At 65.3% G+C, this 13,098-nt stretch carries 8 protein-coding genes and 1 pseudogene; 4 read left to right on the forward strand and 5 right to left on the reverse strand.

Annotated features, from left to right (window positions below):
- Nucleotides 1-73: 73 nt before the first annotated feature.
- Complete coding sequence (locus tag QMG73_RS25445) at nucleotides 74-2,575, forward strand: hypothetical protein (protein ID WP_281899719.1); 2,502 nt, start codon at nucleotides 74-76, stop codon at nucleotides 2,573-2,575.
- 15 nt (nucleotides 2,576-2,590) lie between these two features.
- Nucleotides 2,591-5,842 (forward strand): hypothetical protein, encoded by a 3,252-nt coding sequence (locus tag QMG73_RS25450; protein ID WP_281899720.1) that lies wholly within the window; start codon nucleotides 2,591-2,593, stop codon nucleotides 5,840-5,842.
- A gap of 464 nt (nucleotides 5,843-6,306) precedes the next feature.
- Here QMG73_RS25450 and QMG73_RS46440 read toward each other — a convergent pair.
- Nucleotides 6,307-6,393 (reverse strand): annotated as a pseudogene (locus QMG73_RS46440) (integrase core domain-containing protein); the annotation flags it as partial.
- Nucleotides 6,394-6,882: 489 nt separating this feature from the next.
- Here QMG73_RS46440 and QMG73_RS46445 point away from each other — a divergent pair.
- The gene (locus QMG73_RS46445; protein WP_407676856.1) at nucleotides 6,883-7,152 is read left to right on the forward strand and encodes an integrase core domain-containing protein; all 270 of its coding nucleotides are present in this window, start codon (nucleotides 6,883-6,885) and stop codon (nucleotides 7,150-7,152) included.
- 118 nt (nucleotides 7,153-7,270) lie between these two features.
- Here QMG73_RS46445 and QMG73_RS25460 read toward each other — a convergent pair whose 3' ends face one another.
- The 4 genes from QMG73_RS25460 to QMG73_RS25475 are packed head-to-tail and all read right to left on the reverse strand — an operon-like array spanning nucleotide 7,271 to nucleotide 10,232.
- Entirely contained in the window at nucleotides 7,271-7,939 is a 669-nt protein-coding gene (locus QMG73_RS25460) for a hypothetical protein (RefSeq protein ID WP_281899724.1), read from the reverse strand.
- Entirely contained in the window at nucleotides 7,936-9,228 is a 1,293-nt protein-coding gene (locus tag QMG73_RS25465) for a hypothetical protein (RefSeq protein ID WP_281899726.1), read from the reverse strand. The genes QMG73_RS25460 and QMG73_RS25465 overlap by 4 nt, the downstream gene beginning before the upstream one ends.
- A 7-nt stretch (nucleotides 9,229-9,235) precedes the next feature.
- Nucleotides 9,236-9,607, reverse strand: a complete 372-nt coding sequence (locus QMG73_RS25470; protein ID WP_281899728.1) for a hypothetical protein — start codon at nucleotides 9,605-9,607, stop codon at nucleotides 9,236-9,238.
- A 22-nt stretch (nucleotides 9,608-9,629) separates the two neighbouring features.
- Nucleotides 9,630-10,232, reverse strand: coding sequence for an HD domain-containing protein (locus tag QMG73_RS25475; protein WP_281899730.1), 603 nt, complete (start codon nucleotides 10,230-10,232; stop codon nucleotides 9,630-9,632).
- A gap of 265 nt (nucleotides 10,233-10,497) precedes the next feature.
- On the opposite strand from QMG73_RS25475, the gene QMG73_RS25480 reads away from it, so the two are divergent.
- Complete coding sequence (locus QMG73_RS25480) at nucleotides 10,498-13,017, forward strand: hypothetical protein (protein ID WP_281899731.1); 2,520 nt, start codon at nucleotides 10,498-10,500, stop codon at nucleotides 13,015-13,017.
- Nucleotides 13,018-13,098 lie beyond the last annotated feature (81 nt).

A 13,098-nucleotide genomic window follows, 5' to 3' on the forward strand; every position in this document is an offset into this window, starting at 1 on the left:
CTCCTGGATCGGGGGTGGCGCAGTGCAACGGTCCACTCGTCGAACGCGTCGTTCTATCCTTGTTGTGGCTGCGGTGGCGCTTGTGCTCTCACTGGTTTCACCGCCGGCCGCGTTTGGCGCCGACCAGATCCAGTTCCGGCTCAGTCCTGCGGGCGCGGAAACGTCCAAGATCTCCCTCACCGTGCCTGCCGGCGAGACCGGCGGATCGGTCACGGTATTCCTCGGCCAATCCGGGGATCAGCCTCTTAAGGTGCGATTCCTGCCCCGGCTTGATTCTGGTGCGCTGATGGTTCTCGATGAGTCCAATCAGCAGGCGACGGGGATCACCTTGCCGCCACTGGGGGAGTTTGCGGTGGTTCAGCTCCGAGTGAGCGTGCCCCGGCCCGGTACATACGATGGATCGCTGCTGGTCCTGGATGGCGGGGCGCTCCGGGGACAGCTGGCTATAGCGGTTACGAAGAACACCGACGCCGGCCTGCGCCTCGACGGTGCAAGCGGCGGCAGCTTGTCGATGGAAAGCCCGGTGCCGGAGTTCCAGCGCGCCTTCCGCGTGCTGTCCACGTCAGGCGCACCAACACCGGTCCAGCTGCGGGTGAGTCCACTGACGGATCCCCTGTCGATGCAGGTGCCAACGACGGTGGAGTTCAGCGGTCGGAGGTACGTCGGCGAGCAGTTGGTGGTCCCGGCGCAGGGTGAGCTCGCGTTCACAGTCGCTGCGGATCTCCCCGTAGGCGGCGACTACCGCGGCACCGTGGCGGTCGTCTATGGCACCGAGCCGCTGCTGGTGGACCTCATCGTCCGCCGCACCAGGGTGACCCCAACCGTCGCCGTGGATCCGATCGGCACGGTGCAGGCGCGCATGCTGTGGGGCTTTCGTCCGACCGACGTTGACGTGCGCGTGCTGCTAAGGGAGACAAATGGTCAGCGAGTTGTCCTGGATGCACCGGCTCTTATTGCACTTACGAGGGACACTCGCGGCGGCCCGGTCGCAGCTGACTACGACACCGTGCAGGTGATGGTCGACGGCCGTCGGACAGAGACGGTGACGCTCGAGCCCAACCAGACGCGAGAAATTACGCTGCGGGTTACCGGCCTAAGCCATCCCGGCAAGTACACCGGCAGTGTACGACTGGCGTCCGGGGACACCTCGGCGCTGACTAGCCCAATCTCGATCCTGTTACACCAAGGCATTCTGCTGGCGGCGCTGGCGATCCTGCTTGGCGTGGCAATCTCGGCGGTGCTGCGCTGGTACTTGACCGCCTACCGGCCTGCCCTGACATCCCAGCTACGGCTCAGCCGCCTCCGTGACGACCTCGATATCGCCCTCAAACACCTCACACCGCTCGACGAGCAGACCGAAGTGCCGCTGAAGCGAACCGTCCAGGAGCAGCTTGACCAACTCCGCAGACAGTACGGTCAGCGAGAGAGAACGGGCGAGGCAGACCTGACATCGGCAGCCGACAAGGCGAACCGGCTGCCAACGTGGATTCGGCTGCGACGCGCGGTCGACGCGGCGGGCAACCCCACCGAACTGGTCTCGCTGCTCTCCGTCGTGACTGCCTATCTCGAGGCCGACCTCGTCGATCCGCAGCGCGATGCGTTACTGACGGAGGCCGATCGGGCTCTCGTGGAACTGAAGAGCAAGGCGAAGCCCGCGGCGACGCTCAGTAGGGCACTGGATGCGCTCGCGGCGGACGCGTCGGGCCGGTCGGACGTGCTGGCACATGTGGACGCCGCCAAGGAGGCAATGCGCGTCGGGAAGATGCAGGACGCCAACGCTCGATACAGCGAGGCCAGGCTGGGACTGGCCCGAGAGCTCACCGACGAGGTCAACCGGACCGCCACGGGCACCGCCCCAATCGGGGTGGACCCAACAGATTGGAACAACCTCAAGCGCGCGACGGCGGCAGCGGCGCGAACCGCCCGAGCCGCCACCGTGCCTGAGTCTGCGGAAACCGCCTACCGCGACGCCTCTCGTCGCCTGTTTGGCATCCTGATCGCCGGCCTGCGCGTGGCGACTGAGAGTTTGCGGAAAGTCACTCAACAGCCTTCCGCCGGCGCAGCTGAAGACAAGAGGTTCGGCACGCTGCGCATGACGATCGACCAAGCGGACAAGGCGACGACGGCCGGCGACATGCCGGCGGCCCGACGGCACTACGAGCATGCGCGGAGTCTGTACGAGAACCTTGAGAAGGAGGCGGTGACTACTGGGCGGATGGGTCCTAGCAAGAACCCCGTTGCGACTGCGCCATCGGTGGCGGCTGCGCACCTGGCGTGGCGGCCAGCCGAGGAGAAAGGGCCGACCACAGAAGTCAGGTTGTCGTCGGCTACGCAGATCCGCATTCGGCAACTGGTCTTTGACAGCTTGACGAATGCCGTAATCCTTGTCGTAGCGGTTGGGCTGGGCCTCTTCCTACTTTTCGTACCCGATGCGAGCTGGGGGGGCTTGGAGGATTGGCTGACAGCGATCTTGTGGGGCCTGGGCCTGCATCAGGTTGGCGACTCGGTCTTTGGAGGCTTCTCGGGCCTGCGTCGCCAGTTCGCGACGGCGACCCAGCCGAATGCCGCTGAGTAGGACGGAGGTGGCGACGTGTCCGGAGAAGAGTTCGTGCGGCACGACGTTCAGGTCGCGGCTTGGCAGTCGCGCACGGGCGGCGCCGATATCCACCTCGACGGCGTCCCGCCGGTGTACCTAACCCCGGCATCGCTGCGTGCGTGGCGGGCCGGCGAGTCGATCCCGCCCCCGCTGCGACCGCGTGGCCGGGTGGCCCGGCACCTCGCGCGCGCGACCGCATCATCCGCTCCGGCGGTCATGGATCCCCTGCGAGCCACGCTAGTCCGGGTCACGCTGGATCTGCATGGACCAAAGGTGATCTCGTTGCCGTGGGAGGCAGCGCTTTACGCCTCCGTTCGATCGGCGGCGATCGTGCGGGTGTCGCCGTCGCGGCCACGGGTCCTCGACATGTCGCTGACGTTCCCGTTGCGGATGCTCCGGCTCGACTCGGTCTTGCCGGGCAGCCCAGTGCCGACCCATGCGCTCGAGCAAATGATCCAGAGGATCATGCCGGCAGATAGTGACGACGCCGTCGTCGTGGGGCGGACGCCAGTGGTCCAAATGGAGGAATTCCTGGGTCTCCAAGCGTGGCCGACGGTCGAGGTGATCGAATTGGCCGGCTCGATACTCGCGCCGGTCGAGGCGAGCCGGGCAGGGGCGCCGCGTGGGCTCCTGTCTACCGCCCAGCCCGACGGGATCGGAACCCTTGGCTGGTTCGAGCGAATCGCGGCCGGTCGCCAGGTACGGCTGCTGGTGGTCGACTGTCAAACTGCCGCGGAGGCGGCTGCTGCTCGGCTGCTCGCGGCAGAGCTGACCGCACGCGGTGGGGCAGCGGTCGTCGTCGCGGACCGAGTGTCGCCGTATGCCCTCTTCTCGCTCTACATCCGGATCATCCATGACCAACCGCTGGATATGGCCGCCGGGACCGTTGCGCCCGGCCTCGGGCTCACGGTTGGTCGTCACGGGGAGGAGGCGCTACGCATCTCCCGAGTAGTGACTGACCTGTACGACCTATCGAAGCGGCTGATCGACCCGGGCGACGACGCCGGGGTGCGCGCGCTCCGCCGCACGCTCGAGCGGGCAGACCGGCTAGCCGACTTCGATACGTTGGCTCAGACGCTGCCGGACTTCAGCTATGAGTCCGCACGGTACGACATGGAAAGTGGCGGCTTCGTGCCGGTGTCCCGGCACCTTGCCTGGGTCCGCTCGATGTCCAGGATCGGTCGCATCGGTACGGGTGGCCGCGTCGTCGACCCGCCCCTGACACGGATTCGCGAGGCGCCAACCCCCGGCACCCCGCCGCGCTTCTTCAATGTCGGTCTGCACACTGAGGAGGAATCGCCGCAACTGGTCGCGCCGACGGGTCACTCGCTGCTCCGCGCCCGACCGTATCTTCTCGGCGTCAACGTGGGGCCTCAGGATCCCGACCGCACGCCCACCGGCGCGCTGGCACTGGTGGAAGAGGTGTTCGCGTGGGAGCCGGGTCAGCAGGGTGCCTGGGCAGAGGTCGCCGTAGTCGGCATCGACTTCGACGTCGTCGGCGAGCCTGTGCAGCAGTTGTGGGTGCCGCGCTACGAGCCCAGTCAACAAATCTTCTTCACCGTCGTCCCCCGCCGTGCCGGCGCCAGTGCACTACGGGTCTGTCTATACGTCGGGACGAACATCGTGCAGTCCGTGCGGCTCGCCGCGCTCGTCGACGACGCGACCGGCGAGCAGGAGCCGGATCCGGCCGAGCTGGCTCGCCTGCTCGATTTGTCTGAGCATGACGTGGCAGATGCTTCCTGGCGGACCCGGCTGGAGTATGCCACCCGCAACCTGAGCGACATGGCGGCGCCGTCCAACGACCGCGCCCTAAGCCTCGTCGTCAACGACCTGGTCGGCCGGAGCGTGGTGACAGTCAAGGGCCAGGACCTGCTACTCACCGAGGTCCGGACCGACGCGGACCTGCCTAAGCTCGTCACCGACGTCCGGCAGGCGCTGGAGGATCTGTCGACGCCCCCGGCCGAGCCGGGAGTGCTGGAGGAGCATCGCTCCTATGGGTATGGCGTGGGCGAGGACTCGAACGCCGGGAAGCCGGAACGATTCGATGTTGATCTGGTCCGGCTCGCGGAGGTTGGGTGGAATCTCTTCGACGCCGTCGTGCCCGGGGACAAACAAAGCAGAGAGCGGATCGCGGAGCTGCTCGACCTCGACCCTCGACCGATCCACATCGCGCACGTCTATCTGCACAACGTGATCCCCTGGGCGGCGGCCTACGACCGCGTCTACGAACCTCCGCAGAGGCGGCGTCGCTCGGGCGGACAACCAGTTGCACACGGCACCTGCCCGGCCGGGCTGCCCGGTCCGGACGGGCAGATGCCGCCGGGGCGCTGCGGTGAGCTGCCCGGTTGCCTGCTGGCTGGCCCCGAGGAGGAGCGCCGGTCGTTGGCGCAGGCGACCGGGGCACCCTTGTACATCGAAAGCACCGTCGTCTGCGCCCGCCGCTTCTGGGGGTTCCGGCATCAGATCGAGCTGCCCGTGCAGCAGGTGACTACGACCGGTGCGACCATCCCGGAAGCCGCTCGGGATCTGCGCGGGTCGCCCATGCTCCAGATGGTGGTCGGCATGAACGCGGGCCTTCCGAATGCGGCGAAGCATCTTGATTGGCTGAAGAAGACTGTGACCACCACTTCCCGCATGGCCGAGATCGTCGCGGAGGCGTACGACGCGGACGACGTCAAGGACAGTCTCAAGGCGGTCGACCTCGACATCGTTTACCTCTACTGCCACGCTGACGGGGGAGTTGGGACCGGCATCGAACCACCGATCCTCCGGTTCCAGATGGAAGGTGACGACGAACGCTCCCTCCAGGCCGCAGACCTCCACGCGGATGCGTGGCTGCACCGGCCACTCATCGTGCTGAACGGATGCCGGACGGCGGCGTTCCGCCCGGATGCCCTGAGCCCGTTCCTTCGTAAACTCGTCCAGGACCGAATGGCCGGGGCACTGCTCGGCACCGAAATCTCAGTTTGGGAGCAGCTCGCGACTGAGGTGGGTGCCAAGTTCCTCCATGCATTCCTGGACGGACAGACCGCCGGCGCCGCGCTCCTGAAAATTCGACAGGATCTGCTGGCGCGCCGCAACCCACTCGGCCTCGCGTACACGCTCTACGCGGACGTCAACTTCGCCCTGGCGACACCGGACCGGCCGGACCCCCTCTACCTCGTCGGCGTAGAACCGGTGACCTCAACCCCTGCGTCCGAGCCCGCGTTGGCATCCAATCAGGCTCAGGTCATCGCGCTGGCGTGAGAGTGTGACCAGGCAGGCGACGATCGTCAACGCGCTGCGATAGACGCCGTCCGCCCACGGATACGCGCGAGGGCGTTGACGGCGGCGTCTTCCGTGCCGGGCAGGGTGTGCAGGTACTTGCCCGTTGTGCTGATGCTGCCGTGCCCGAGTCGTTCCTTGACCACCTGAAGATCGGCGCCACCGGCCACGAACCATGAGGCGTGTGTGCCTTCTGCCCGCAGTCGCTGTGTCGCTGTATGGGAGATGGAGGTTTGTTGGCCCTCCGGAACCGGCGTGCGGACGCAGGTTTCAAACCACCACGAGGGGTGTTGGCTGAAGACCGTCGTCCTGAGCGTCGTTGGAAAAGGCGTGGCTGTGACTGCGTCAGGTGTGGACCGGGAAGATGAGTGAGGTTCCACCCCGGGACCGGATACCGGGGTTTCAAGCCACGAGGCGATGGGCTGACGGTGGCAGACACGGGTTTCTTACGGGGTGCGGTGGTTAAGTGTCGAGTGTAGACGGTCGTGGTTGTAGTAGCCGAGGTAGGCGAACACGGCCTGGCGGGCGTCGGCGGGTGACCCACACCCGGGTGCCGATCTCGGCTTTCAGGGTGGCGAAGAGAGCGACTCGGCGACGGCGTTGTCGTAGGCAGGGCCCGACCCGGCCCATCGGCGCGCGCATCCGCAGCCGCGTCAGTGTCGCCCGGAACTCGGCCGAGGTGTACCGGCTGCCGCGGTCGGTCAACGCTTTGATCGACTTCCTGTACTGGCCGATCGTCGACTCCATGTAGCCGGCCGCCCGCGACTCCGCGACAACAACCGACCCGATCCCTGCGACCGTCACATCCATGGCCGTCTCCTCTCCGCAGCGCGAAATGGACACGGCGGACGGTAGCCGCCAACCGCAGGATCGTTAAGCCGAGAAATCAGACCCAGCAGCGCTCCTACCAGGCCGTCCCACGATCCCTCGGCTTATCCCAAAGCTCGGCATGATCGGAGTTAAACCGAAATCGGTTTAACTCCGATCACGGCCCAATACGCCTCCGCCGCGTTCGCCGCCGCTTGCCAAGCCGCCGGCGTGCGCCAATCGATGAGCGCGATCGGCTCCAGCGCGGACAACGCCGCCGCGAATCCTTCAATGCCACCTTCAAACGCGAAACCCTGCAAGGCCGCCGCGCGTTCACCGACGAACGCGAAGCCCGACTGACCGCCTGCCGGTGGCTGCACCCCTGCAACACGCTCCGCCGCCACTCACGCCTCGGACACCAATCCCCGATCGCCTACGAGAACACCCTCAATACAACATCAACTATGCTGGCATCAGCCGCATAACCCCGTGTCTGATCAACGCCCTCTCAAACACGCACTTAGCCGCGTTGGTCACTGTCACCCTCCAGGTCACCCGTTCGATGTCCTTGCCTTCCTTGGCGTCGCCTTTTCGCCGGCCGGGCTACAACGCGGCCTCGCCCGTCGCCGCGGTCAGCATGTGCACTGCGGCCCGCAGGCATAGGCCTTGGACGCATACCTCGATCGCGTCCAGAGTCTCGTCCAGCAACAGCGCATCTCGGTGGGCCACTGCCCGCGGTAGCTTGGCCGAGGATGCCCACAGCAGCCGGGAGTAGCTTGCCGTTGACGTCGGTATGGCGTCGGCGGCACGGCGGATGTGGACCCCGTACGTCAAGATCGCCGTCCACTCGATCTCCCCCGTGCCGAGGGGGTCTTCCACCGCGTCCAGCGCAAGAAACCGCGGCACTGCCACGGCCTCGAACCGGCCGTCGACGAGTGAGTCGGCGAGCCCTAGCTTGCGGCCAAACAATGATTCCACTGCGAATGGGTGCGCCGATCCGAGATACCCGCCCCTGCCTACCACGAATTCGGGCCCGTTGACCGGGTAAATCCCTATGCATGCAACTGGTTCGGGCATGTCCGCCGTAAGCAGGCCGAATACATCGGCGGGCAGTCGAAGGGTGGGCGTGCTTAGCACGCCAGGATGGCGTGGAGAGAGTGCCGACGGTCTCCGTACGCCGAGCAGCACCATGCCGGGGTTCGCCTCATCCGCCACGACGACCGAGATCACGCCGACCGGGTCGTCGACCGCCGAACCGTTGCCGACCTTCACCGCTGCTCTCCCGGCCGGGGCTTGGGCAGGACGTTCGCCAGGAGCCACCCCTGCTGGAGGCGGAGAAACCGGTTGAGCCGGTTGACGTACGGATCCTGGTAGAGCATCGCGACCGGGATGGGGCGCATGTCGCTGCTCCAGCCCTCCACGATGTCGAGCTCGTCGATATCCTCGTCCTGAATCAGGTCTAGGCGGAAGACGGCGAAGCCCAGGTGCGTGCCGTCTTCCCGGTTGACCAGACGGTAGCCGTGGAACTGGAGTCGATCGAAGTCAACGTTTAATCCGCACGAGATAAACAGCTCGCGTTGTGCCGCCTCGGCGAAGAACTGTTGCTGCAACAGCAGCCGCTCGGGCCGGCCCGCCGCCCGCCAGATCTGCTCCCGGGCCCGTACGTCGTCGGGATCGAGCGGGCCAGGGACCTTCTTGATCCAGTCAACGAGGTCCTCCACGATGACGTGCTCACTGACCAACGAGAGCCGGTCAAAGTCGTCGATCGAGTTGGATCGGTCCCGGTTCTTCAATATAACCACCGAGCCTTGTGACGTCTGCCCGCAGACGGCGACCACGACGGCAGGCTCGGTTTCGTGCGGCTCCAGCCTGCGCTCCTTGCTAAGCCGCCAGATCCGTGGCGTGAAGGCGTTGGCATCGTCGCCGGGTTCCCACTTAGGCCCGTAGCAACGGACCTGGCGGATCTCCCATCGACGGCTGCCGGGCAGAAGCTTGTCGAGCACGTGCCGCTGGACGGCAGCCGTCTGATCCGGGTCAAGGGGAGCGACTGTGAGGATTCCCTCCACCGGATAACCGGCCGCAGGTATATAGGTCAGGCTCGTCGCCCGGTAGTCGGCATCCTTACGGACGAGAATGGTGCAGCCGCCGGCATCGTACTGATACAGGTAGATCTTTAAATTGTCCCGGTTGGCGCTATCATCCCGATTCGGTACCACCCAGTTACGCATGCCGAACAGACCGGCGATCCACCGCTGGATGCGCGGGGCCATCGCCGCACCCGTGTTCTTCGCGTCCCGTTCGGGAACGAGATAGTGAACGGTCTTCGCCGGCGGCGGATTGCCGGCCTCCACACGCTGGTGTTGTAGTGTGATGAGCCGACGGGAGCATTCCCAGGGCATCACGCCCACGATGAAGACCTCGCTGGCATCCAGCATCTCGTTGAGAAGAACGTCGATGCCGGGACTGATCCGGGCGTGTACGGAGATCGTGGGTGCTTCGCGCTGTCGTGGAGTTGACGCGCCCTTGGCTGCCCGGACCTCGGGTGATTCGTATGTTGTCATGGTGGGCCTAGCGCTTTCCGCGCGATATGCGGCTGACTTCAGTGATTGCGTTCTGCCAGGCAGGAAAGAGGTCGTCTTCGGACGCGCCGACGTCACCAGCGGCTTTGACAAGGTCTGTACAGGCCCGGCGGGCCACGTCGTCGCGTAGCCGGATGCCCAGGATGTAGAGCCTGCGGCGTGCGGGGCTGAACGAACCGGTCAGTAGAGCGTCGATAGGCTTGGGTTCACTAAGCAGGTCGAGAATGCTATCCGCGACCTCGCGCTGTGCTTGCTTCGTCGCGCCGAGGCGTGTGAGCGAGGCCGCGATCACGGGTGCCAACAACCCTATAGTTGCGCCGATCATCCCGGCGGCGAGCGTTACAAGTGGCGACTGCGACATGCCCACCCCTCGTCTAGCGTTATCAGGTCAGATAACCCCGTGCCTGCGCACTAGAGATCATTTGCTCGGCGATCTCCCGTAGTCGCCCCGCTGCGCCATGGCTCCGTAGTCGGGTTCTGACCTTCTCAGCGGCCACGCGATGTGCTACCCACGACGACTGTTCCGGATTACTGAAGTTCTGCGCGATCGGCAGCAGGGCATCGAGTCCTTTGACGAATCGTGCGGTCGCGGTTTCCTGCGCCTCGTATTCCTGCCAACAGTCCACGAGTCGCTGAATAGCCTTCGCGTCCGTGCTTTCCCGCAGCCGCTTCATGGCGGTGTGCTCGCGCTCATGTTGCCCAGCCTTCCCATCGCCGAAGGCAAACGTGTCACCTACGAAGCGCTCGACAACATCGTGGACCACAGCGAGCAGTACAGCATGGCCTAGATCGATGTCTTCGTCAGCAAAATCCTGGAGCAGCAGCGCGGCGATAGCAACGTGCCATGAATGCTCGGCCACACGTTCTCGTCGGCTGCCCACGGTCAGCGGGTTCTGCCGTTCAAGGTCCTTCAGGGCGTCTAGGTCGAGCACGAATCTCAATTCCTCGGGAAGCTCGACAGCCGAAGACTGCGTTGACTCACTCATTCTGTATCCCTTGATCGACGACCAAGCTAATGGTAGGTGCTTTGACTTCACCCTGGTCCTTGATCGTCATTCGGACGGGTGGGCGGTACGCCGAAATATCCCACTGTCGCGGTGACGGAGCGCAGCGTCAGTGGCCGCTGCTGGGAGGCTAGCATGTCCATTACGGCGATGTCTTCTCGTTACGTTCCCCTATCGGATCGACTTCGCCTCCCCCATACTGGTGGTGCCAGAAGGCCGGACACCACCTCTCGATCGGGAGGCGTCGTTGATCGATAAGGCATTGGTCCTTGCAGATTTGCAAGGTGCCGTCGGCCGGTGGACGCTCGCGGGGGGCCGCGCGGCGCCTGTACCGCACAGACTCGACGCCGTCGTGGACGATGCAGTGTCCATTGTGGCGGGCGAGACCCGTGCCGGTGGGCCTCGTGCGATGTTCTGCGTCGTCACCAAAGGACCGCATCTCGCGACCGATACCAGCCTTGCCTGTGTAGCTGCCCGATTGTCGGCATTCGGCGTGACTGTGAGCGGGCTACGTCGGATATCCGACGCCGGCAGGCACGTCGTCGAGTCGCTCTATCCGCTTGCCACCCGGTATTTCGACCAAGGCCCTACCGCACCGGCTCTGTGGGATCTGTTGGCGGACCGCTTCGACCGCGACGAGTTCTTGGCGATCTTCGGCTGTCGATACGATTCCTCACTAGTGGTCTCCGGTGCCAGGGCCATCCGAGACAACGGCCTGACGCCGGGCGAGCTCACACGGATTTGGGAGACCGGCCGCAGACCGGTCAGCCGCGACACGCTCATCCGGCATTACGGTGGTAGGGCGACCAGCGCACTACTCGGTGCGGGCGACGCCACGCAGTACGACTGGTTTCGTGGCCGGCTTCCGGTCGGTATCAGCCGGATAGCGTCCAGCCTCACGGCGTTCGCCCTACGCGATGATCGACTCTACGCCGGCGCGCCGGTCATCGTCATCAACGGTCATGTGCCCGGACTGGTCGATCTGTTCGATCCCGTCGCTTGGCTGTTCGACCTGGGGATCGAGGGCAGCGGTGTCCAGATTGGTGATGTGCGTCGAGCGCTCATAGGCGACGACAGCAGGCCGGAGCATTGCCGGCCTGGCTCCCTACGCCGGGACGCCGTCGATCATTTGATGCCGCTTGCCGACGATAGGCCGGTCACCTCGAGGTTCAACCTGGTACACAGCAGTGACGGCTTGTTAGCCGGGCTGACTGAGCTGCGCAAGCTTGCGCCCGACTGTGCGTCGGGCCCGGATCTGCTGACGGCGGGACTGATCCAGGGCGGCCTGACCGACGCCGAGATCGAGCGTATCGTTCTGGCGGACCCCCGCGTGCTGCCTGAGCGGCCGAGCGGCTGGTTGACCGACATGACCTGCGGGCTGGACCTCAAGGCATGTACGGCGGAGATCCTTCGGTTCGTGCCGCCAGTATTCGGCCCAGCTAATCAGTATGCCGACGGCGTGCGCTTCGACCTCCTGGACCGAGCGCTGCGGCAACCGCCGAACAGCGTGAGCGATGGCCCCGGTGCCGATGCTGGGGTGCTCAAGGAACCACTGGTTACCGTCACCGCGTTGCCAGACGCTCGGGATGAAGCCCGGGGCACCGCCATTATCGCCGCAGGTGGAGTCGGAGTGCTGGCTCCGGCTGGCGGAACAGGTGGACGCTTCGGCGGGTACGGAGTACCCGAAACCGATCCGGCTCGCCAGAAAGCGCTCGTCCCGGCGTTCATCGTCCGTAGGCGGCGACTGTCAGCGATAGACATCCGGCTCGCAAACGTAAGGCACTGGGACGCCGGGCAGCCTGGGCGCGTGCCGATGGCGGTGATGGCGTCGCCCACAAGTCAGGCCGCACTGCACGAATGGCGCGACCGGCTCGTAGAGCCGTACCGCCGTTCAGTGCGCATCTTCGCGCAGCACGGCATCTACCGAATAGACGTCGGGCTACTTAACGACAATCCCCGTGACGGCTGGGTCGACGTGATCCTGCGCGATGCACGGGGGCGGCCTAGTCTCAAGCCTTCGGGTGGCATGGGCCTGCTGTCGTGCTTCGTTCTTTCCGGTCTCCTGGATACCTGGGAGCAACAGGGGATCTCGTACATCGCTTCTGCCAACGGGGATGACGTAGGCTACCGACTCAACCCGGGCATCATTGGGTACCTCGATCGGCATCCCATGGTGGACGGTGTGTTGGCCGGCGTGCCCTGGGGGTTCAGTGCCTGCGTGCAGCGCGCGGGTGTATCGATCGCCGTTCGCGGGGACGAGTCGGGCTGGTCGATGGATGAAACCGGCTCGCCGTTGGCGCATCCGCTGCCGATCACCGTACGCACCTACGACGTTGGCGGCGCCCTATGCATGACCGACGGTCCGTACGGCTCCCACATGTCCATTTTGGATGGAGGGCGGACACCCGATGCTCTTTTCAACACCAATCAGACGTACCTGCGACTGTCGGCAATACGGAGAATCCTCAATGAAACGGATGCGGACCACCATGTGGAGGCCGTACGCCGTCTTACGGACCGCCAACCACTTTCACTGGAGGATAAGGTCGTCATGGTGGATGGCGTCGAGCGGCACGCTCGGCAGTTGAGCCAGCCGGCCCACGGCATCCTGGCAGCACTGCGCCGGGTCGACGTCGTCACCCTGACCCGCCGTATCGAGCCCGGCATCAGAGGCACATACGCGGCGTTGAAAAACCCGGCGGACGTGCGTTTCGGTCAGTTGGCGCTCGACCGCATGCAGGAGGATGACGACGACTTGTTGCTATAGCCGGCCTGGCCCTCCCACTTCTGGTCCTGTCGACCACTTACTGGTGCGTCCCGCCGATGACTGGCAGGGAACAGCAGGGCT

The sequence above is a fragment of the Phytohabitans aurantiacus genome (assembly GCF_027923225.1).
Classification (GTDB): domain Bacteria; phylum Actinomycetota; class Actinomycetes; order Mycobacteriales; family Micromonosporaceae; genus Phytohabitans; species Phytohabitans aurantiacus.